This window comes from Stenotrophomonas sp. YJH_SMC_73 (genome assembly GCF_059370155.1).
In genome coordinates this window covers 97767-118002 of record NZ_JCAFTJ010000013.1, presented here as the reverse complement: position 1 = coordinate 118002, position 20236 = coordinate 97767, and the positions used below count along the sequence as shown (strand labels likewise).

General features: G+C 68.3%; 20 protein-coding genes. 13 read left to right on the top strand and 7 right to left on the bottom strand.

What is annotated here, in order from left to right; all coding sequences use genetic code 11:
- Positions 1 to 31: 31 nt before the first annotated feature.
- A complete protein-coding gene (locus AC5P8R_RS18770) occupies positions 32 to 1492 on the bottom strand; it encodes an NAD(P)(+) transhydrogenase (Re/Si-specific) subunit beta (protein ID WP_014646019.1) in 1461 nt (486 codons plus the stop codon).
- Positions 1489 to 1809 (bottom strand): NAD(P) transhydrogenase subunit alpha part 2, encoded by a 321-nt coding sequence (locus AC5P8R_RS18765; protein ID WP_014646018.1) that lies wholly within the window; start codon positions 1807 to 1809, stop codon positions 1489 to 1491. Before AC5P8R_RS18765 ends, AC5P8R_RS18770 begins: the two co-directional genes overlap by 4 nt.
- A 98-nt stretch (positions 1810 to 1907) precedes the next feature.
- Here AC5P8R_RS18765 and AC5P8R_RS18760 point away from each other — a divergent pair, with 98 nt between their 5' ends.
- The 3 genes from AC5P8R_RS18760 to AC5P8R_RS18750 are packed head-to-tail and all read left to right on the top strand — an operon-like array spanning position 1908 to position 3274.
- The gene (locus AC5P8R_RS18760; protein WP_080052964.1) at positions 1908 to 2492 is read left to right on the top strand and encodes an RNA polymerase sigma factor; all 585 of its coding nucleotides are present in this window, start codon (positions 1908 to 1910) and stop codon (positions 2490 to 2492) included.
- The gene (locus AC5P8R_RS18755) at positions 2489 to 2818 is read left to right on the top strand and encodes a membrane protein (protein WP_032956964.1); all 330 of its coding nucleotides are present in this window, start codon (positions 2489 to 2491) and stop codon (positions 2816 to 2818) included. Before AC5P8R_RS18760 ends, AC5P8R_RS18755 begins: the two co-directional genes overlap by 4 nt.
- Positions 2819 to 2821: 3 nt before the next feature.
- Positions 2822 to 3274, top strand: coding sequence for a DUF3106 domain-containing protein (locus AC5P8R_RS18750; RefSeq protein WP_014646015.1), 453 nt, complete (start codon positions 2822 to 2824; stop codon positions 3272 to 3274).
- Positions 3275 to 3394: 120 nt separating this feature from the next.
- On the opposite strand, the gene AC5P8R_RS18745 is transcribed toward AC5P8R_RS18750, so the two are convergent.
- The gene (locus tag AC5P8R_RS18745; RefSeq protein WP_014646014.1) at positions 3395 to 4474 is read right to left on the bottom strand and encodes an NAD(P) transhydrogenase subunit alpha; all 1080 of its coding nucleotides are present in this window, start codon (positions 4472 to 4474) and stop codon (positions 3395 to 3397) included.
- Positions 4475 to 4526: 52 nt separating this feature from the next.
- Positions 4527 to 6848 (bottom strand): PacR family protein, encoded by a 2322-nt coding sequence (gene pacR, locus AC5P8R_RS18740; protein ID WP_032956973.1) that lies wholly within the window; start codon positions 6846 to 6848, stop codon positions 4527 to 4529.
- Positions 6849 to 7179: 331 nt separating this feature from the next.
- Here pacR and AC5P8R_RS18735 point away from each other — a divergent pair, with 331 nt between their 5' ends.
- From AC5P8R_RS18735 to AC5P8R_RS18720, 4 genes are read left to right on the top strand one after another with little or no spacing between them, the layout of a single operon-like run.
- A complete protein-coding gene (locus AC5P8R_RS18735; RefSeq protein ID WP_014646012.1) occupies positions 7180 to 7761 on the top strand; it encodes a nitroreductase family protein in 582 nt (193 codons plus the stop codon).
- Complete coding sequence (locus tag AC5P8R_RS18730) at positions 7758 to 8693, top strand: 5'-3' exonuclease (protein ID WP_049408486.1); 936 nt, start codon at positions 7758 to 7760, stop codon at positions 8691 to 8693. The genes AC5P8R_RS18735 and AC5P8R_RS18730 overlap by 4 nt, the downstream gene beginning before the upstream one ends.
- Positions 8690 to 9244: an NUDIX hydrolase gene (locus AC5P8R_RS18725; protein WP_024957736.1), complete on the top strand. Its 555-nt coding sequence runs from the start codon at positions 8690 to 8692 to the stop codon at positions 9242 to 9244. The genes AC5P8R_RS18730 and AC5P8R_RS18725 overlap by 4 nt, the downstream gene beginning before the upstream one ends.
- Positions 9237 to 10034 (top strand): N-formylglutamate amidohydrolase, encoded by a 798-nt coding sequence (locus AC5P8R_RS18720; protein WP_014646009.1) that lies wholly within the window; start codon positions 9237 to 9239, stop codon positions 10032 to 10034. The genes AC5P8R_RS18725 and AC5P8R_RS18720 overlap by 8 nt, the downstream gene beginning before the upstream one ends.
- Before the next feature lie 136 nt (positions 10035 to 10170).
- Here the strand turns inward: AC5P8R_RS18720 and AC5P8R_RS18715 are convergent, their stop codons facing one another.
- The gene (locus AC5P8R_RS18715; RefSeq protein ID WP_495223721.1) at positions 10171 to 11589 is read right to left on the bottom strand and encodes an MFS transporter; all 1419 of its coding nucleotides are present in this window, start codon (positions 11587 to 11589) and stop codon (positions 10171 to 10173) included.
- Positions 11590 to 11694: 105 nt separating this feature from the next.
- On the opposite strand from AC5P8R_RS18715, the gene AC5P8R_RS18710 reads away from it, so the two are divergent.
- The gene (locus AC5P8R_RS18710) at positions 11695 to 12579 is read left to right on the top strand and encodes a LysR family transcriptional regulator (RefSeq protein WP_495223728.1); all 885 of its coding nucleotides are present in this window, start codon (positions 11695 to 11697) and stop codon (positions 12577 to 12579) included.
- Positions 12580 to 12892: 313 nt separating this feature from the next.
- On the opposite strand, the gene pip is transcribed toward AC5P8R_RS18710, so the two are convergent.
- Entirely contained in the window at positions 12893 to 13834 is a 942-nt protein-coding gene (pip, locus tag AC5P8R_RS18705) for a prolyl aminopeptidase (protein ID WP_495223720.1), read from the bottom strand.
- A gap of 48 nt (positions 13835 to 13882) precedes the next feature.
- Positions 13883 to 14740, bottom strand: coding sequence for a peptide chain release factor N(5)-glutamine methyltransferase (gene prmC / locus AC5P8R_RS18700; protein WP_495223719.1), 858 nt, complete (start codon positions 14738 to 14740; stop codon positions 13883 to 13885).
- Positions 14741 to 15062: 322 nt separating this feature from the next.
- On the opposite strand from prmC, the gene ahpC reads away from it, so the two are divergent.
- The 5 genes from ahpC (at position 15063) to AC5P8R_RS18675 (ending at position 20026) form a co-directional block, all read left to right on the top strand.
- Positions 15063 to 15626, top strand: coding sequence for an alkyl hydroperoxide reductase subunit C (gene ahpC / locus AC5P8R_RS18695; protein ID WP_005408159.1), 564 nt, complete (start codon positions 15063 to 15065; stop codon positions 15624 to 15626).
- 224 nt (positions 15627 to 15850) lie between these two features.
- Complete coding sequence (gene ahpF, locus AC5P8R_RS18690; RefSeq protein ID WP_014646004.1) at positions 15851 to 17443, top strand: alkyl hydroperoxide reductase subunit F; 1593 nt, start codon at positions 15851 to 15853, stop codon at positions 17441 to 17443.
- 85 nt (positions 17444 to 17528) lie between these two features.
- Complete coding sequence (locus tag AC5P8R_RS18685; protein WP_014646003.1) at positions 17529 to 18491, top strand: LysR substrate-binding domain-containing protein; 963 nt, start codon at positions 17529 to 17531, stop codon at positions 18489 to 18491.
- A 123-nt stretch (positions 18492 to 18614) separates the two neighbouring features.
- On the top strand, positions 18615 to 19019 hold the full coding sequence (rnk, locus tag AC5P8R_RS18680) for a nucleoside diphosphate kinase regulator (RefSeq protein ID WP_014036052.1): 405 nt from the start codon (positions 18615 to 18617) through the stop codon (positions 19017 to 19019).
- A gap of 50 nt (positions 19020 to 19069) precedes the next feature.
- A complete protein-coding gene (locus tag AC5P8R_RS18675; RefSeq protein WP_100449361.1) occupies positions 19070 to 20026 on the top strand; it encodes a transaldolase in 957 nt (318 codons plus the stop codon).
- The last annotated feature ends 210 nt before the right edge of the window (positions 20027 to 20236 follow it).

Below are 20236 nucleotides of genomic sequence, written 5' to 3'. Positions count from 1 at the left end.
TGTCCTGCGGAAAGGGATCCGACCCCGGTCTTCAATGCCCGCCGTCGAGCGCCTTCAGCTCGCTCACCAGCGAGGCGGCCGCTTCGGCGCCGTCGCCATAGAGCATGCGGGTATTGTCAGCGTAGAACAGCGCATTCTCGATACCGGCGAAGCCGGTGCCCTTGCCGCGCTTGATCACCACCACGTTGCGCGCGTTGACCACGTCCAGCACCGGCATGCCGTAGATCGGGCTGGCCGGATCAGTACGCGCGACCGGATTGACCACGTCGTTGGCACCGATCACCAGTACCACGTCGGTGTTGGCGAACTCCGGATTGATGTCATCCATGTCGGCGATCAGGTCGTAGGGCACGCCCGCTTCGGCCAGCAGTACGTTCATGTGCCCGGGCATGCGCCCGGCGACCGGGTGGATGGCGAACTTCACCTTCACCCCGCGCTGGCCCAGCCGCTGCGCCAGTTCCCAGATCTTGTGCTGGGCCTGGGCCACGGCCATGCCGTATCCAGGCACGATCACCACGCGTTCGGCGTAGGCCATCATCGCCGCGACATCCGGGGCTTCGATCGGCTTCTGCGCGCCGCTGATCGCCTGCGCTTCGCCACCAGCACCGCCGCCGAAGTTGGAGAACAGCACGTTGCGGATCGGCCGGTTCATCGCCTTGGCCATCAGCCGGGTCAGCAGGATGCCGGCCGCGCCGACCATCATGCCGGCGATGATCAGCGCCTCGTTGCCCAGCACATAACCTTCGAACGACACTGCCAGGCCGGTGAACGCGTTGTACAGCGAGATCACCACCGGCATGTCGGCACCGCCGATCGGCAGCGTCATCAGCACGCCCAGCGCCAGTGCCAGCACGAAGAAGGCGACGATTGCCCAGGCACTGAGCGTACTGGCCGCGATGATCGCCAGCACCACCACCGCCAGCGCCACCAGCAGGTTCATCACCTGCTGGCCGGGCCAGGTCACGCGCTTGTCCAGCCGTCCATCCAGCTTGGCCCAGGCGATCACCGAGCCGGACAGCGACACCGCGCCGATCGCCGCGCCGACCACCGCCAGCAGCAGCATCGTGCCGGACGGCTGGCGCGCGGCCAGGTCGGCCAGCGCCTGCGCGCTCCAGTGGCTGGTATCGCGGTGGGCCAGGAAGGCATAGCGCAGCAGTTCCACCGCGCCGATCGCCGCCGCCGAGCCGCCGCCCATGCCGTTGTACAGCGCCACCATCTGCGGCATGTCGGTGATGGCAACCTTGCCGGCCGACCACCAGGCTAGGCCCGCACCCAGCAGCAGTGCCACCAGGATCAACGGCACGTTGTGCAGTTCGGGCAGGAAGAAGGTGGCCGCGGTGGCCAGCAGCATGCCCAGCCCGGCCCAGCGGATGCCGCTGCGTGCGGTCAGCGGCGAGGCCATGCGCTGCAGGCCGAGCAGGAACAGCGTAGCGGCGACCAGGTAGCTGGCCTTGACCAGCCAGTCGAGCAGTTCGACGGTGCTGATGTTCAAGCCTGCGGCTCCTTCGGTTCGTCCTTGCCGCCCCTGGGCGCGCTCGGCTTGAACATTTCCAGCATGCGCGCGGTGACCACGTAGCCACCGGCGGCATTGCCGGCGCCGAGCACCACGGCCAGGAAGCCCAGTGCCTTCTCCAGCGGCGTCTGCGCATGCCCCAGTACCACCATCGCGCCGATCAGCACGATGCCGTGGATGAAGTTGGAGCCCGACATCAGCGGGGTATGCAGGATCACCGGCACCCGCGAAATGATCACGTGGCCGGCGATGGCCGCCAGCATGAAGATGTACAGCGCTACGAACCCGTCACTCACCGGCAACGCTCCTGCTCTGTCTTCGTCGGCCCATCATAACCATGGGCTGAACCCGGCGCGCACCCGGCGTCAACCGGAGCGCCGCTCACGCGTTGTCGATGGTGACCCCGAGCGAGGAACCGTACCCTGTGCTGGTGAGCAGCCCCGCCCCCCCGAGCGCCGAGACCGATGCCCTGCCGGCATCGCTGGAGGCATTCCTGGCCAGCGTCGGCCCGCGTGCGTTCCGCTTCGCCGAGGCCGGCCTGCGCCAGCGCGAAGACGCCATGGATGCGGTGCAGGACGCGCTGCTGCGCATGCTGGATTACACCGACAAGCCGGCCGCCGAATGGGCGCCGCTGTTCTGGAGCATCCTGCGCCGCCGGGTGATCGACCTGCAGCGCCGGCGCCGCTTCCGCCTGCCGTTCTGGCGCGACAACCAGGACGCGGAAGGCGGCGAGATCGACTGGGCCGATCCCGGCCCGGACCCGGCACAGGCACATGAGCAGCGCCAGCAGTACCAGCAGCTGGTGGACGCGTTGCGCACCCTGCCCGCCCGCCAGCGCGAGGCCTTCACCCTGCGCGTGCTGCAGGACCTGGACGGGGCCACCACCGCCCGCGCCATGGGCTGCAGCGAAGGCGCGGTAAAAACCCATCTGGCACGCGCCCGGCAGGCGCTGCAGGACTACCTGGAGACCCACCCGTGAACCGCTCCCTGCCTTCCGATGACACCCTGCGCCGCCTGCACGCGCAGTCGCTGCAGGCGCTGTCGCCGGCAACGCTGGCCCGGCTGCGCCAAGCTCGCCACGGCGCCACGGCCACCACCCATCGTGGGCGCTGGCGCTGGTGGCTGGCCAGCGCCTGCTCACTGGTGGTTGCACTGGGCATCGGCCTGCAGTTCACCGGCCATGGCACGCTTGCGGGTCCGCCGCCGGACCCCGTGCTTGCTTCAGTGGAAGACAACGGCGCGCTCTACGACGAGAATCCAGATCTGTACCTGTGGCTGGGCGATACCGACCTGGCGATGGAGTAAATCATGTCCCGACTGCTTGCCCTGCCACTGCTGTTGACCCTGGCGCTTCTGCCGGCCGTTCCGGCGCTGGCGCAGAACGCCACGCCCGCCCCTGCCGCACCGGTCGCGCCATTGCCTGCGTGGGAGCAATTGAGCGAATCCCAGCGAGAGTCCCTGCTGGCGCCGCTGCGCGACCGTTGGAACAGCGCTGATGCCGGCCAGCGCCAGCGCATGCTCTCGCACGGCCAGCGCTGGCAATCGATGAGCCCGGAGGAGCGCGACAAGGCCCGCCGCGGCCTGCGCCGCTTCGAGCACATGAGCCCGGAACAGCGTGAACAGGCACGCGCCCTGTTCGGGCAGATGCGCAACATGCCGCCGGCACAGCGCGACGCGCTGCGCGAGCGCTGGTCGCAGATGACGCCGGAGCAGCGCCGGGACTGGGTGCGCGACAACCCGCCGCCGGCGAAGCCGCGGTAAGGCCCCGGGGAACGGGGTCAGAGCCCGTTGCTGACGCAAAGGGATCCGCCCCCTGGCAGATTGCGGGAGATCGGGGTCAGATCCCTTTGCCAGAGGCAAAGGGATCTGACCCCACGTCATTCATGCCTGCCAGCGCGTCTTTGCCAGCAGCTCGTCGTCCCAGTCGAAACCGAGCCGCCCCTCTCGCACGAACAGCGCAACGAAGTTGAGCAGGTTGCGCGCATACATCTCACTGGCCTGGGTCGCGCCGCGACTGGCCAGGCCCAGCGGACCATCGATGGTCACGCCCTGGTGTTCGATGCAGTGCCCCGGCTGGGTCAGTGCACAGTTGCCGCCGCTCTCGGCCGCCAGATCGACAATGACGCTGCCGGTGGCCATGCCCTCCACCATCGCGGCGGTCACGATGGTCGGCGCCGGCCGACCGGGTACGGCAGCCGTGCAGATCACCACGTCCACGCCGCGCAGGTGGTCGGCCAGCCGACGCTGCTGCTCGGCGCGCTCCTCGTCGGTCAACGCACGCGCGTAGCCGCCTTCACCGGCCGCGCTCACGCCAAGATCGAGGAAGCGCGCACCCAGTGACTGGATCTGCTCGCGGGTTTCCGGGCGCACATCGAAACCTTCCACCTGTGCACCGAGGCGCCGCGCGGTGGCGATGGCCTGCAGGCCCGCCACGCCGGCACCGATCACCAGCACCTTGGCCGGTCGCACGGTGCCAGCGGCGGTGGTCAGCATCGGGAAGAAGCGCGGCGCGCGTTCGGCGGCAATCAGCGCGGCCTTGTAGCCGGCCATGCCGGCCTGCGAACTGAGTACATCCATCGCCTGCGCGCGGGTGGTGCGCGGCAGCTGCTGCAGCGGGAACAGCTGCAGGCGATCATCGGCCGCCAGCGCGGCCAGCGCCGGATCGTTGGCCGGTGCCAGCAGGCCAACCACGCTGGCACCGGGCCTGAGCTGCTCCAGCACCGTCGCAGGAGGTGCCTGCACGCACAGCAGGATATCGATCTCGGCCCAGCGGCCCGCGTCGAAGACACGTGCGCCGGCGTCGTCATAGGCGGCATCGGTGAAGCCGGCGGCCAGCCCGGCGCCGGCCTCGTACCAGACCGTAATGCCGAGGGCACCGAGCTTGCGCGCGGTTTCCGGTGTCAACGCCACGCGCCGTTCACCCGGCGCGGTCTCCTTGATCCCCAGCAACGCCACGGCCATGCAGGTCCCCGCTGATCGGTGAGTTTTCCCGATCCTAGCAGGCAGCCAGCACTCAGTGCAGGGTGGTGCTGCCCGGGTCGAGGCGGTCGATCACGCCCTGCATGGCGCTGTCGAAGGCGCCATCGTCAACGTGGGCACGCAGGCGGCCGAGCCGCACCATCACCGCCAGCTCTTCTGGCGAGGCCACGCAGAAGCGCACGCCGCGACGGTTGACGAACAGCAGGCGCGAGGAAATCGGGCTGACCCAGGACAGCTTGCCCGCCTGGACTTTGCCGTCCTTGTCGACGAAGTCCAACCAGTTGCCGATTTCCATGCGTCGGAAGCGGTCGGCATCGGCGTTGTCGAAATCGTCGGCATCGATCTGCCCGCTGAGTTCCACCGCTGGCGATTCGGCCACCGGCGGTGCCGGCAGCGCGACCTGCGGCAGCTCGGGCAGCGCGCGCTGCAGTTCCGGCCGCGACTCGGCGATGCCCTGCAACGTGTCGTGCAGGGCGTCGATCGCACCGGTAGCCGCATCGCCGTGCACACCGACGCTGGCAAACACCTTGGCCAGCACCGGCTGCCAGGCCTGCAGCCATGGCTTGCCGACAATCTGCCGGCGTGCCTCGGCCACTTCCTCCAGCAGGCCGTCGCCGAGGCTCAGTGCCTCGGCCACCGACGCGCCTTCTTCGCCCTCGCGCAGCAGCGCCAGGGTCAGGTGGTGCTGCCAGGGCTGGCGCAGGAACTCGGCAATGGCCGGCGGAAGGGTGGCATCACCGATGCGACGATCCAGTTCCGCGCTGGCCCGGCTGCGGGCCATCTCCAGCTTTTCCTGCCCACGCTGCGTCTCCGCGGCACGGCGCTCGGCGATTTCCACGCGGCGGCGATGCTGCACCAGGAACTCGCGGAATTCTTCTTCCAGGGTCAGGAAGATCGCCAGGTTCTCGTTGAACTCGGCCACCAGGCGCTCGATGATCTCCTCGACCTTGGCCATCAGCATGCGCTCGGCCTGGCTCTCGCCGGTGTTGCCCTCGCAGGCCTCGGCCAGCGAATTGAGCAGCTTGCGCGCCGGATGGGTCTTCTGCACGAACATGCGGCGGTCGAGCATGGCGACCTTGACGAAAGGCACGACCAGGCGGCCGATCAGTTCGCGCGAGCGGCCTTCCAGTTCACGTTCGTCCAGCATCACGTCGAACAGCATGCCGACCAGGTCGATGGCATCCTCATCCTGCGGGTCCAGCCGGGTCTGGCCCGGATCGACGCCGAGCTGGGTGGCGCTGGACAGCACTTCGCTCTTCAGCCGCTGCGCCAGCGATTCGCCGTCCTCGCCGATGGCTGCACGCAGCGTCGCGCTCGGCGTGGCCTGCAGCAGCGACAGCACCGACATCATTTCGCGCTGGCTGAGCGGGCGCTGCTGGCCGACCGCCACCTGTGCCGCAGACGTGGCGTCCTCACGCACATGGCGGGTCTGCTGCAGCAGTTCGTGCAACGCTTCCAGCAGCATGCCTTGCTGGCCGGCGTAGGCCTCGCCGGCGGCGCCATCATCGCCGCCCAGGTGCTGCTGCATATGCCCGCGGCGCTCGGACCAGCGGGCGGCAAAGCGCTGCGCCCAGGCCGGTGCGGCCTGCTCGTCATCGCTGAACCCCGGATCGACGCCCGCGCCGTGGCGATGCTCGACCAGGTCATCCAGCATCCCGGTCATGCGCGGATCCGGTGCCGGTGGTTGTGGGCGCTGCGGAGCCCCCATCTGCGACATCACGCCGGCTGCGGCCAGCTGCTCGTCCAGCTTCTCGTAGATGCGGCCGACCGGTGCACGCAGGTCGCGCTCGCACAGCTTGATCAGCACCAGATGCACTTCCGGGGCCAGTTCGCAGCCGGCAAAGGCCTCGTGGATGGCCACGCCCAGATGTTCGGGGCTGATGGGATTGTGGTCGGCGTCCAGTTCCACGCCGCCGATCAACCGGCCCAGGCGGCGGTCCAGCCGCGCCAGCACCGGCTTGAAGTCACGCAGCAATACAGTGGCGAAATTGCGCACCGCCAACCGCGATTCCAGTACGTGTTCGGCCAGCAGGCTCAGGCCATCCTCGGCCGGCCCGGACAGGGTCGCCTCGGCCGACAGCGGCTCACCGGCCGCCAATGCGGCCCACGCCTGCTGCAGGTGGCCGGCGAAGGCGGCAGCGATCTCCTCACGGCGGCGGCGCAGTTCGCGCATCGCGTCCAGGAACAGCAACTGCGACGAGCCGGCATTGCCGGCGCGGTCGAACAGGGCATCGTCGAAACGCGCCAGTGCGGCCCCGAAGGCCTGGCACAGCGCGGGCAGGACCATGTCCCGGGCAAGCTGGAGCTGGGCCGGGTCACGGCCCGGCGATCCCATCGGTGTGGGCACGCTCATCATTCGGGAAGGCTCCCCACCTTCTCTGGTACGACAGACAGCATGGACATCGCGACGACCGGCACACCCCATGTACCGGAACGTCGATGGTAGGCCGGCCAGCCCGTCACGGACAGTGAAACAGTCCTCACTTCAAACCTCATGACCGGCGGCCCGGCAAGAGGGGTATCGTAAGCCGTGCAAGGCCCACGAGGCGAGGGGAAGCGGCTGTCCGTTTCCCGCCAGTGGCATGATGTTCATCACAGTTTGGTATTCAGGGGCCGGACGCGACACAGACGGCGTCATTGACCACCCCGACTATAATCAAACACCCGTGATGACCGGTTCAGACTCCATGCCCGACCCCGCTGCCCTGCTCGCCCTGGATGCCCGCCGCTCAGTGCCTTCGCGGCAACTGGGCGAGCCCGGCCCGGACCCGGCCACCCTGCAGCGGATGCTGGCGTCGGCCGTGCGCGTGCCCGACCACGGCAAGCGCGTGCCGTTCCGCTTCCTGAAGATCGCCGGCGATGCACGTCACACTCTGGGCGACTTCCTGGCCAAGCGCAGCCGCCAGCGCGACCCGCATGCCGGCGAGGCCGTGTTCGAGAAGGACCGCCAGCGTTTCAGCCACGCCCCGCTGGTGATCGTGGTGGTCGCCAGCCCACGCCCGGACCCGAAGGTGCCAGAACAGGAACAGCTGATGACCGCCGGCTGCGTCTGCTTCGCCCTGCTGCAGGCCGCGCAGGCGCTTGGCTTCGGCGCACAGTGGCTGACGGCCTGGATGGCCTTCGATCCGGTCGTGCAGGCCCACCTGGGCCTGGTCGAGGGTGAACGCATCGCCGGCTTCATCCACATCGGCACCGCCAAGGCCGACGTGCCCGAGCGCGAGCGCCCCGACCCAGCGACCCTGCTGCAGGACTGGACGCCGCCGGCATGACCCTGCCGGCACCGCCGCCGTCGCTGTACCTGGTCGATGCCAGCATCTACGTGTTCCGCGCCTGGCACTCGCTGCCGGACCAGTTCCAGGACGCGCAGGGCTGGCCGACCAATGCTGTGCACGGCTTCGCCCGCTTCCTGCTGGACCTGCTGGAGCGCGAGCGCCCGCGGCACATCGCCATTGCCTTCGACGAAGCGCTCGACAGCGGCTTCCGCCACCGCCTGTATCCGGCCTACAAGGCCAACCGTGATCCGGCACCGGAAGCGCTCAAGCGCCAGTTCGTGCACTGCAAGGCGCTGTGCGCGGCGTTGGGCCTTGCCATCCTCGCCCACCACGACTACGAAGCCGACGACCTGATCGGCAGCGCACTGCACGTGCACCGCGGCAGCCATCGCGGGGTGATCATCTCCGCCGACAAGGACCTGTCGCAGCTGCTGCTGGATCACGACGAACAGTGGGACTACGCCCGCAACCAGCGCTGGGACGTGGCCGGCGTGAAGGCACGGCACGGCGTGCACGCGCACCAGATTGCCGATTACCTGGCGCTGTGCGGCGATGCGGTGGACAACATTCCCGGTGTCAGTGGTGTCGGCAGCAAGTCCGCCGCCGTGCTGCTGGCCCATTTCGGCAGCTTGGATGCGCTGTACGAACGCCTGGACGAAGTGCCGTTCCTGCGCCTGCGCGGTGCCGCCCAGATGGCGGTGCGCCTGCGCGAGCAGCGCGAGCACGCCCTGCTCTGGCGCCAGCTGACCACCATCGCGCTGGACGCGCCGCTGGAAGGCAGCCAACCCGGCCTGCTGCGCCAGACCGCCGACCCCGAGCTGCTCGGCGGCCTGTGCCAGACCCTGCGCTTCGGCCCGATGACCCGCCGCCGGCTGTTCGATGCCGCCGGCGTGCCCGATATTCTTCCCACCCACAGCGAGCCCGCATGAGCCAGCGCAACACCGAAGCCCCGCGTGTCGTCTATGAAGGCAAGTACCAGCGCATGCTGGTACGCGGCACCTGGGAATACAGCGAACGTACCCATGCCGGTGGCCTGGCCGCGATCATCATCGCGGTGACCCCGGAGGACAAGGTGCTGTTCGTCGAACAGTTCCGCGTGCCGCTGCAGGCCCCCACCATCGAGATGCCGGCCGGCCTGGTCGGCGACATCCACGCCGGCGAATCGATCGAAGTCTCGGCCGTGCGCGAGCTGGAAGAAGAAACCGGCTGGACCGCCGATCACGCCGAAGTGCTGATGATCGGCCCGACGTCCTCCGGCGCCAGCAGCGAGAAGATCGCCTTCGTACGCGCCACCGGCCTGCGCCGGATCGGCGAAGGTGGCGGCGATGACAGCGAAGACATCACCGTGCACGAGATTCCGCGCGCGCAGGCGGCGGCCTGGCTGGTGCAGAAGATGGGCGAAGGCTATGAGCTGGATGCCAAGCTGTGGGCGGGCCTGTGGATGATCGAGCACCACCTGGACGGGCGCCCGCGTGGCTGACGCCGACCTGCACGTGCTGCCGGCGCTGCTGGGCGCCGACGACCCGGCGATCTATACCCTCCACCGGCCGCAGGGCGCCTCGCCGTACCTGCTGCTGGCCGATCACGCCGGCCAGCAGGTGCCACGCGCGCTGACCGGGCTCGGCCTGGCCCAGGCCGAGCTGGACCGCCATATCGGCTGGGACATCGGCATCGCCGGCACCACCCGCGCACTGGCCGAACGGCTGGATGCATGGGCGATCGAACAGACCTATTCGCGGCTGCTGATCGACTGCAACCGCCCACTGGCCTCGCCGACGCTGATTCCGGAAGTGAGCGACCACACCGTGGTCCCGGGCAATGCCAGGCTGTCGGCTGCACAGCGGCAGCAGCGCATCGATGCGATCCACGCGCCCTACCATGCGCGCATCGACGCGGAACTGGATGCACGCCGCGATGCCGGCCGCCCCACCCTGCTGGTGATGATGCACAGCTTCACGCCAGTGATGAACGGCACGCAGCGGCCGTGGCACGCCGGCGTGCTGTACCACCAGGACACGCGCTTTGCGCATGCACTGCTGCAGGCACTGCGCGATGAAGGCGACCTGGTGGTGGGTGACAACGAACCGTATTCGGTCAGCAGCACCAGCGACTACGCGGTACCGGTGCACGGCGAAGGGCGCGGCCTGGTGCACGTGGAACTGGAGATCCGCCAGGACCTGATCGCCGATGCCGCCGGGCAGCAGGCGTGGGCGGAGCGGCTGGCGCGGATCTTCAGCGCCTTGCAGCCACAGTTGCTGGCGTTCGGTTGAACGCGCGTGGTCCCATCCCGTATCGGTAGTGCCGGCCGCTGGCCGGCAACCTCAATGATCCAACCACCCCGGGGTTGCCGGCCAGCGGCCGGCACCACCGCAGGCGTGGCACATCCACCCACGGCAACGCCTTCAATCATGCCTCGTTGACCGGGCGGACGGCAGCAGCCGATTCGACCGGCGCCGGGCGCAGGCCCAGCGCGATGGCCACGCCGAACGCGGCGAACAGCGCGGCGCCGTACTGCGCATTGACCATGCCCTGCAGCGCATCAGGGCTGGTTGCCTCCTGCGTGCCACGCGCGGCGTTGGCCACCATCACCAGTACCGCCAGTCCCAACGCGCCGCCGATCTGCTGTGCGGTGGCGGCCATGCCGGACGCCACACCCTGCTGCGGCCCCGGCACGCCCTGCCCGGCCACGATCCACATCGCCGTCCAGCTCATGCCCTGGCCCACGCTGAGCACCACGATGCCCGGCAGCAGCGGCCAGTAACCGGCGCCATGCGGCATCGCCAGCGCCACCGCAGTGATGCCGATGGCACCGGCCGCGAAGCCCCAGGCCAGCACCTGCCGTGGCGAACGGCGCCGCAGCATGCGTTCGGCAATGCGGATGCCGAAGGTGCACACCACGGTCGGCAGCAGGAAGGCCATGCCGGCCTGCAGCGGGCTCCAGCCGTAACCATCCTGGAAGTAGAGCGCCAGGAAGTAGTACTGCACGCCATAGCTGCTCATGAAGGCGAAGGTCAGGCCGAGTGCCGCGCGCAGGCCGGGCAGGCGCAGCAGCGCAAACTGCATCAGCGGGTCACGGCTGCGCTTTTCGATCTGTACGAACACCGTCAACAGTACGGCTGAAAGCAGCAGGCAGATGAGCGTGGCGCGGGCCGTCCAGCCCCACTCCGGCCCTTGCACCAGGGTGGTGACCAGCAGGCTGCCGCCGGCGGTGACGGTGAGGCAACCGGCCAGATCGAAGGAACGGCCCTGCACACGCGGGCCATCGGCCGGCAACCACGCGCCGGCCGCGACTGCACAGGCGGTGGCCAGCGGAACGATCACCGCCAGCACCGCCGGCCAGCCGAACGCCTGGGTCAGCACGCCACCGAGCAGCGTGCCCAGCGCCAGGCCGACCGCACTGGCCATGCTCCAGATCGCCAGTGCGCGGTTGCGCACCGGGCCTTCCGCATACAACGTGTTGATCAGCGCCAGCGTGGCCGGGAACAGCAACGCGGCACCGATGCCCTGCGCCGCGCGCGCGATGATCAACAGGGTGGCATTCGGCGCCAGCGCGCCGAACAGCGACGCCAGCGCGAACAGCAGCATGCCCAGCCGGTAGAAGCGGCGGCGGCCGATCAGGTCGGCGGCGCGCCCGCCCAGCAGCAGGCTGCCGCCGAACGCCACGGTGTAGGCACTGACTACCCATTGCAGCTGCTGCGCGTTGATCTGCAGCGCGCGACCCATGTCGTGCAGGGCGACGAAGATGATGGTGGCATCCAGGGCGATGATCAGCTGGGCAGTGGCCAGCAGGGTCATCGCCCAGCGCGGGTACTTGAGGGGAGGCATCGGCGGTCTGGTGCGGTGGGGGAGCGCAGTCTCATTGATGCGACCGAATCAATAAACCCCCTGCCAGCCATATCTGTCATGATTTTCATCATGAATGGAACTTCGATGGACCTCAATGCAGTGCGCATGCTGGTGCAGGTGGCCGAAGCCCGCAGTTTCACCGTCGCCGCCGGGCAGCTGGGCCTGAGCCAGTCCGGCCTGTCGCGCGCGATCGGCCGGCTGGAGGCCACGCTGGGGGTGAAGCTGCTGCAGCGGAACACCCGCAACGTGGCGCTGACCCCGGATGGCCGCCAGTTCGTCGATCAGGTGGCACCGCTGCTGTGTGGCCTGGAGGATGCCGAACGCCAGTTGGCCGACCGTCCCTGCACGCCCGCGGGCACCCTGAAGATCAGCGCGCCCTCGATGTTCGGGCGCAAGGTGCTGGTACCGCTGCTGGCGCCGTTGCTGCAACAGCACCCGCAACTGCAGGTGGAGGCCGTGCTCAATGACCGTCTGGTCGATCTGGTCGAGGAAGGTTTCGATGCCGCCCTGCGCACCGGCGTCATCGCCGACCAGCGCATCGTCGCGCGCCCGCTGCGTCCGCTGCGCTGGGTGACGGTGGCCAGCCCCGCGTATCTGGCCCGCTGTGGCGCACCGGACGATGTGGCCGCGCTGCGGGATCACGCGTGCCTGGCGGTGCGCAACCTGCGCAGTGGCCGGCTGGTGGACTGGCAGTTCCTGCAGGAGGGCCAACTGCGCGACTTCACCCCACCGACGCGGATGGTGTTCGACAGTGGCGATCCGCTGGTGGAAGCGGCCATCGCCGGCATCGGCATCGTGCAGGTGATGGATTTCGCGGTGGCCGACGCGCTGGCTGACGGCCGCCTGCAACGCGTGCTGCAGCCGCTTGAAGGCCGCAGCCGCGCGCTGTCGCTGATCTACCCACCGTCGCGCCAGCACTCGCCGAAGCTGCAGGTGCTGGCCGACGCGTTGCTGGCCGGGGATTGGTAAATCCACGCCATGCGTGGATGAAGGTTTCGGCGCGTCAGAACCCTTGGGTACCGGTAGCGCCGGCCGCTGGCCGGCGAGCCACATCGGGCGGCGGCGAAACGGACCGGTAAGGCATTGCCGGCCAGCGGCCGGCACTACCGATCAGGCGAAGCCATCGGTGGCGCGCACCAGCGCGTCCACGTTCTCGGCTTCGAACGCCGAATGGCCCGAGGCCTTGGCTATCCGGTAGCGCCGGCCGCTGGCCGGCGAGCCACATCGGGCGGCGGCGAAACGGACCGGTAAGGCATTGCCGGCCAGCGGCCGGCACTACCGATCAGGCGAAGCTATCGGTGGCGCGCACCAGCGCGTCCACGTTCTCGGCTTCGAACGCCGAATGTCCCGAGGCCGCGGTGATTTCCAGCTTCGCCTTCGGCCACGCCTTGGTCAGGTCCCAGGCGTTGGCCAGCGGGCAGACCACGTCGTAGCGGCCGTGCACGATCACGCCCGGGATGTCGGCGATGCGGTGCGCGTCGCGCAGCAGCTGGTCTTCCACCTCGAAGAAGCCACCGTTGACGAAGTAGTGGTTCTCGATGCGGGCGAAGGCCAAGGCGAAGTGCGGGTCTTCGTGGCTGTTGATGAAGTCGTCATCGACGTGCAGGAAACTGGTCGCGCCTTCCCACACCGCCCACGCCTTGGCGGCTTCCAGGCGGGTGGTTTCGTCGTCGCTGGTCAGGCGGCGGTGGAAGGCCGAGATCAGGTCATGACGCTCCACCGACGGGATCGGCTTCAGGTAATGCTCCCACGCATCCGGGAACAGGCGGTTGGCGCCTTCCTGGTAGAACCATTCCAGCTCCCAGCGGCGCAGCATGAAGATGCCGCGCAGGACCAGTTCGGTCACGCGCTGCGGATGGGTCTCGGCATAAGCCAGGGCCAGGGTCGAGCCCCAGCTGCCACCGAACACCTGCCAGCGATCGACCTTCAGGTGCTCGCGCAGCTTCTCGATATCGGCGACCAGGTCCCAGGTGGTGTTGTCCACCAGGTCCGCGTGCGGGGTGGATCGACCCGCACCACGCTGGTCGAACAGGATGATGCGGTACTTGGACGGGTCATGGAACTGGCGCATCTTGTCGCTGCAACCACCGCCCGGGCCACCGTGCAGCATCACCACCGGCTTGCCGTCCGGGTTGCCGCACTGTTCGAAATACAGCGTGTGGCGGTCGTCGACCTTCAGGGTGCCGACGTCGTAGGGGGTGATGGCGGGGTACAGCGTACGCATGCTTGCAGCTCCAGGGTGATGCCCTGCCGGGGCAGGAGAACCCCCATTCTAGGCCGGTCGCCGGCCCAGGGTGATCCGGTCGCGCTGCTCCAGGTCCTGCACGGTCTGCACCTCGGCAAAACCGGCGGCGTCGAACAGCGCGCGGATCGCCGCGCCCTGGTCCCATCCGTGCTCGATCAGCAACCAGCCACCGGGCAGCAGATGCGCCTGGCCGCCGTCGATGATGCGGCGGATGTCATCCAGGCCGTCCACACCGGACTCCAGCGCGGAGGCCGGTTCGAAGCGCAGGTCGCCCTGTCGCAGGTGCGGGTCGTCGCTGGAGATGTACGGCGGATTGCTCGCAATCAGGTCGAAGCGCATGCCCTGCAACGGCGCGTACCAATCGTGCCCGCCCTCGGCGAAGCGGACGTTGCGCAGTTCATGGCGCGCAGCATTGCGCACGGCCACGGCCAGCGCACCCGGGCTGGCATCGGTGGCCAGCACCTGTGCCTGTGGCCGCTCGCTGGCCAGCGCCAAGGCGATCGCGCCGCTGCCGGTGCCCAGGTCAGCGAGCCGCAGCGCACGGTCCTGCGGCAGGCGTTCCAGCGCCAGCTCGACCAGCAGTTCGGTCTCCGGGCGCGGGATCAGCGTGGCCGGATCGACCTCCAGATCCAGCGTCCAGAATCCGCGGCGGCCGGTCAGGTAGGCGACCGGCTCGCCGGCCACGCGGCGGGCCAACAGCGTCTCGAAGGCGGCCTGGTCGGCGGCGGCCAGCGGATCGGTGGCATGCGCGAACAGCCAACTGCGTGGGCGTTCCAGCACATGCAGCAGCAGCAGCTCCGCCTCGTGGCGAGCTTCGACGCCGCCCAAGCGGACACTGGCCTCGGCCACGATCTGGCGCAGGGTGGGTTCGGTTTGGAAAGACATTCCGCAATTGTAGAGCCGAGCCCGCGCTCGGCTGCTTCTGGAGCAGCCGAGCGCGGGCTCGGCTCTACAAAATCGGAATCCGTTCAGGTTACGCCGGACGGGATAAGGAGGGGCTATCGGCCCCAGGCAGCGGTCCGGCGAGATTTTCCTTGTCACACAGTCAGTTGCAGGATGAAAGCGGCCGGGTTCAGTGCCTGCTCAGTGCCTTTTGATAGACTACATCTATCAAGTAGATGCAATCAATGCATTGTTCTTATCGCCAGCGAATGGGTAACCTAGCTCCTGTCGATTCACCCACTCCCCTTCACCAAGAGGAAAAATGATGTCCCTCATCAACACCCAGATCCAGCCGTTCGAAGCCAACGCTTACCACAACGGCGAGTTCATCAAGGTTTCCGACGCCAGCCTGAAGGGCCAGTGGTCCGTCCTGATCTTCATGCCGGCCGCCTTCACCTTCAACTGCCCGACCGAGATCGAGGACGCAGCTGACCACTACGCCGAGTTCAAGAAGGCCGGCGCCGAGGTCTACATCGTCACCACCGATACCCACTTCTCGCACAAGGTGTGGCACGAGACCTCGCCGGCCGTCGGCAAGGCCCAGTTCCCGCTGGTCGGCGACCCGACCCACCAGCTGACCAACGCTTTCGGCGTGCACATTCCGGAAGAAGGCCTGGCCCTGCGCGGCACCTTCATCATCAACCCGGAAGGCGTGATCAAGACCCTGGAGATCCACTCCAACGAGATCGCCCGTGACGTGTCCGAGACCCTGCGCAAGCTGAAGGCTGCCCAGTTCACCGCCGCCAACCCGAACCAGGTCTGCCCGGCCAAGTGGAAGGAAGGCGAGAAGACCCTGACCCCGTCGCTGGACCTGGTCGGCAAGATCTAAGGCAGTACCGGCCTGCCGTGGCCCCACGCCGCGGCGCGCCCTTCATCCCCGTGCCGGTCCCCCCGCCGGCGTGGGGGTGAACCCAAGACAGCCAACGCTCGCCCGCCTTGGCCAGCCAGCCCCTTCCACGGTCGCTGTCTTGGGTTCACCCCTACCCCCAGCTGGTCCGCTACCTTGTACAGCGGTGCCACGCCCTCTGTTTGCCTGAAGCCAGGAGAAGACCGATGTTGGACGCCAACCTGCAGTCGCAGCTGAAGACCTATCTGGAGCGCGTGACCCGCCCGATCCAGATCACCGCGCACGCCGACGACGGCGCCAAGTCGCAGGAAATGCTGGAACTGCTGCAGACCCTGGACAGCCTGTCGGACAAGATCTCGCTGCAGGTGCTGCGCGATGGCCAGGGCCGCGTGCCGTCCTTCGACCTGGGCACCCCGGGCCAGGACATCCACCTGACCTTCGCCGGCCTGCCGATGGGCCACGAGTTCACCTCGCTGGTGCTGGCGCTGCTGCAGGTCGGCGGGCACCCGTCCAAGGCCACCGCCGAGCTGATCGAGCAGGTGCAGAACCTGGAAGGCGACTACCGGTTCGAGACCTACTTCTCGCTGTCCTGCCAGAACTGCCCGGACGTGGTGCAGGCGCTGAACCTGGCCGCGGTGCTCAACCCGCGCATCCAGCACGTGGCCATCGATGGCGCCCTGTTCCAGGACGAAGTCGAGAAGCGCGAGATCATGTCGGTGCCGACCGTGTACCTCAACGGTGAAATCTTCGACCAGGGCCGCATGACCCTCGAGCAGATCGTGGCCAAGCTGGACACCAACGCCGGCAAGCGCGATGCCGAGAAGATCGCCGCCAAGGACGCCTTCGACGTGCTGGTGGTGGGCGGTGGCCCGGCCGGCGCTGCAGCGGCGATCTACGCCGCACGCAAGGGCATCCGTACCGGCATCGCCGCCGAGCGTTTCGGTGGCCAGGTGCTGGACACCATGGCGATCGAGAACTTCATTTCGGTGAAGGAGACCGAGGGCCCCAAGCTGGCCACGGCGCTGGAGCAGCACGTGCGCGAGTACGAGGTGGACATCATGAACCTGCAGCGCGCCAGTGCGCTGGTGCCGGCCGGCGAAGACGGCCTGGTGCAGGTGCAGCTGGAAAACGGCGCGGTACTGAAGTCGCGTTCGGTGATCCTGTCCACCGGCGCGCGCTGGCGGCAGATGAACGTGCCGGGCGAAGACCAGTACCGCAACAAGGGCGTGGCGTACTGCCCGCACTGCGATGGCCCGCTGTTCAAGGGCAAGCGCGTGGCGGTGATCGGCGGCGGCAACTCCGGCGTGGAAGCGGCCATCGACCTGGCCGGCATCGTGTCGCATGTGACCCTGCTGGAGTTCGATTCCAGCCTGCGCGCCGATGAAGTGCTGCAGAAGAAGCTGCGCAGCCTGGGCAACGTGACCGTGCTGACCAGCGCGCAGACCACCGAAGTGCTGGGCGACGGCAGCCGCGTCACCGGCCTGGTCTACAAGGACCGCGTCGGCGGCGATGCCCACCGCGTCGAGCTGGAAGGCATCTTCGTGCAGATCGGCCTGCTGCCCAACACCGAGTGGCTGAAGGATGTGGTGGCGCTGTCGCCGCGCGGCGAGATCGTCATCGACGACCGCGGCCAGACCAACCTGCCGGGCGTGTTCGCCGCTGGCGATTGCACGACGGTGCCCTACAAGCAGATCATCATTGCCATGGGCGCCGGCTCGACCGCCGCACTGAGTGCGTTCGACCACCTGATCCGCTCGTCGGTGAGCAACAGCAGCGGTGCCGTTGCTGAAGCAGCCTGATCCACCGTTCCCAGATCACCGGGAACATTGTCTGCCTGTCGGGTAACCACGCCGTCAGCCGGTCCGTTACCCCTGGGGTGTAAGGATGAACCTACGTGATCTGAAGTACCTGGTAGCCCTGGCCGACCACAAGCATTTCGGCCGGGCTGCCGCCTCCTGCTTCGTCAGCCAGCCCACGCTGTCGACGCAGATCCGCAAGCTGGAAGAAGAGCTGGGCCTGCCGCTGGTGGAACGCGCACCGCGCAAGGTGATGCTGACCCCGGCCGGCCAGGAAGCGGCGGCACGGGCGCGGGTGATCGTGTCCGAAGTGGAACAGCTGAAGGAGGCGGCGCGACGCAGCCGCGATCCGGAAGCCGGCACGGTGCGCCTGGGCATCTTCCCGACCCTCGGCCCGTACCTGCTGCCGCATGTGATCCCGCGCATCCGCGAGCGCTTCCCGGAGCTGGAACTGCTGCTGGTCGAGGAAAAGAGCGACGTGCTGCTGGACCGCCTGCGCGAAGGCAAGCTCGACGCCGCACTGCTGGCCCTGCCGGTGATCGACGACCAGCTGCATGCCGAATTCCTGTTCGAGGAACCGTTCCTGCTGGCCGTGTCCGGGCGCCACCCGCTGGCCCGCCGCGAACACCTGGACGTGCAGGAACTGGCCACGCAGAAGCTGCTGCTGCTGGAAGACGGGCATTGCCTGCGCGACCAGGCGCTGGAAGTCTGCCGACTGTTCGGCGCCAACGAGAAGTCCGAATTCCGCGCCACCAGCCTGGAAACCCTGCGGCAGATGGTCGCCGCCGACGTCGGCATCACCCTGCTGCCGAGCCTGTCGGTGCAGCCGCCGGTGCCGCGCTCGAACAACATCCGCCTGCTCGATTTCACCGGCGAAGGCCGTCCCAGCCGCCGCATCGCCATGATCTGGCGCCGCAGCTCGGCCATGAACGACTTCCTGATGGAGCTGGCCGACCAGTTCAAGCGCCTGCCGCAGGCACTGTTCACGCTGGAGGCGCTCGATGCCGGCAGCGATGCACCGGCCCTGCCCGGCCCCGCGCTGAACGGCTGAGCCCCCGCAGCACCGGCCCGGAATCGGCAGGAGTCGATTCCGGCCGCATTTGTCCCCACAATACAGACAGGCGGCGCCAGCAGGTGCCGCCTTTTGCATGGCTTTCAACCAAGGAGCTTCACCATGAACACCGCCAGCGGCCTGCCGCCGTCGATCACCGTTTCTACCTTCGACATGGACCGCCTGGACGCCATGCTCGAATCCCCTGCGCTGAGCCAGACGCCTGCCGCGCTCGCGCTTGCTGAAGAACTCAACCGGGCCACCGTGCTGGCACCGGACCAGATTCCCGAAGGCATCGTCATGATGCATTCGCGCGTGGAGTGCGAAGATGAAGTGTCGGGCGAAAAGCACGTCCTGACCCTGGTCTTCCCCCGCGAAGCCAATGTCGATGAAGGCAAGGTCTCCGTGCTGGCCCCGGTCGGCAGTGCCCTGCTCGGCCTGGCCATCGGCCAGAGCATCGACTGGAACGCGCCCGGCGGCCGCAAGCTGCGCCTGCGCGTGACTGCGGTCCACAACGACCGCCCCTGATTACCGCTGCGCACCGCGCGCGATTCGATCCCCCTGCACCAGGAGCCGTAATGAGTACCCCGTCCAAACTGTCCCAGCTGCGCGAACTGTCCGTGGTCGTTGCCGATACCGGTGACTACGAGGCGATCAAACGCCTGCAGCCGGTGGACTGCACCACCAACCCGACCCTGGTGAAGAAGGCGCTGGACCTGCCGGTCTACGCCGAACTGATCGAACGCGAACTGGCCTGGGGCCGCCAGCAGGCCGGCGACCGCGAAGCCGTGGTGCACGCCGTGGCCGACCGCCTGACCATCGGCGTCGGCGCGCTGCTGAGCACGCTGGTGCCGGGCCGCGTGTCCACCGAAGTGGACGCCGACCAGGCCCACGACACCGCCGCCACCGTGGCCAAGGCCCGCCAGTTCATCCAGATGTACGCCGATGCCGGCGTGCCGCGCGAGAAGATCCTGATCAAGATCGCCGCGACCTGGGAAGGCGTGGAAGCCGCGCGCATCCTGCAGGCCGAAGGCATCGACTGCAACCTGACCCTGATCTTCAACCCGACCCAGGCGCTGGCCTGCAGCGAGGCCGGCGCGTTCCTGATCTCCCCGTTCGTCGGCCGCATCCTGGACTGGTACGTGGCCAACGGCCAGACCCCGGCCAGCATCGACGAAGACCCGGGCGTGAAGTTCGTGCGCGGCGTCTATGCCGAATTCAAGCGCCGCGGTTCGAAGACGGTGGTGATGGGCGCCTCGTTCCGTTCGACCGCACAGATCGAAGCGCTGGCCGGCTGCGACCGCCTGACCATTTCGCCGGACCTGCTGGAGAAGCTGGACGCCGACCACGGCGCGCTGCCGCGCAAGCTGGTGGCCGGCGCCGCCGATGGCGCGGCGGTGACCCCGATCGACGCGGCGACGTTCGCAGCAGACCTGGCGGCCGATCCGATGGCCACCGAGAAGCTGGCGACCGGTATCGATGCGTTTGCCAAGGATCTGGAAGCACTGCGCGAGCGGATCCGCGCGGCACTGTGAGGATTCCGGCCAACGGCTGAGCCCCTCGTGGCAGGTCGGTCGGTCGCGAAGAGCAAAAAGCCGCGCTGGGTCGGGCGGGTTGGGTTCGCGGGAGACGCCGCGAATCCATCCCTGGAGGCTTGGCCGCCGCATCCATGCGGCGGACACTCCCGCGAACCCAACCCGCCCGCCCTCTGACAGTTTCCGGTGGCCACCCGCCACGGAAGAAAG

Bases quoted from the DNA above. Each gene is read 5' to 3' on its own strand.
- AC5P8R_RS18730 (WP_049408486.1), top strand. From the start codon at position 7,758: ATGACCCTGCCGGCACCGCCGCCGTCGCTGTACCTGGTCGATGCCAGC.
- pip (WP_495223720.1), bottom strand. From the start codon at position 13,834: ATGCGTACGCTGTACCCCGCCATCACCCCCTACGACGTCGGCACCCTG.
- ahpC (WP_005408159.1), top strand. From the start codon at position 15,063: ATGTCCCTCATCAACACCCAGATCCAGCCGTTCGAAGCCAACGCTTAC.
- AC5P8R_RS18710 (WP_495223728.1), top strand. From the start codon at position 11,695: ATGGACCTCAATGCAGTGCGCATGCTGGTGCAGGTGGCCGAAGCCCGC.
- AC5P8R_RS18735 (WP_014646012.1), top strand. From the start codon at position 7,180: ATGCCCGACCCCGCTGCCCTGCTCGCCCTGGATGCCCGCCGCTCAGTG.
- AC5P8R_RS18760 (WP_080052964.1), top strand. From the start codon at position 1,908: ATGGTGACCCCGAGCGAGGAACCGTACCCTGTGCTGGTGAGCAGCCCC.
- rnk (WP_014036052.1), top strand. From the start codon at position 18,615: ATGAACACCGCCAGCGGCCTGCCGCCGTCGATCACCGTTTCTACCTTC.
- AC5P8R_RS18745 (WP_014646014.1), bottom strand. From the start codon at position 4,474: ATGGCCGTGGCGTTGCTGGGGATCAAGGAGACCGCGCCGGGTGAACGG.
- ahpF (WP_014646004.1), top strand. From the start codon at position 15,851: ATGTTGGACGCCAACCTGCAGTCGCAGCTGAAGACCTATCTGGAGCGC.
- AC5P8R_RS18750 (WP_014646015.1), top strand. From the start codon at position 2,822: ATGTCCCGACTGCTTGCCCTGCCACTGCTGTTGACCCTGGCGCTTCTG.
- AC5P8R_RS18675 (WP_100449361.1), top strand. From the start codon at position 19,070: ATGAGTACCCCGTCCAAACTGTCCCAGCTGCGCGAACTGTCCGTGGTC.
- pacR (WP_032956973.1), bottom strand. From the start codon at position 6,848: ATGATGAGCGTGCCCACACCGATGGGATCGCCGGGCCGTGACCCGGCC.
- AC5P8R_RS18685 (WP_014646003.1), top strand. From the start codon at position 17,529: ATGAACCTACGTGATCTGAAGTACCTGGTAGCCCTGGCCGACCACAAG.
- prmC (WP_495223719.1), bottom strand. From the start codon at position 14,740: ATGTCTTTCCAAACCGAACCCACCCTGCGCCAGATCGTGGCCGAGGCC.
- AC5P8R_RS18715 (WP_495223721.1), bottom strand. From the start codon at position 11,589: ATGCCTCCCCTCAAGTACCCGCGCTGGGCGATGACCCTGCTGGCCACT.
- AC5P8R_RS18725 (WP_024957736.1), top strand. From the start codon at position 8,690: ATGAGCCAGCGCAACACCGAAGCCCCGCGTGTCGTCTATGAAGGCAAG.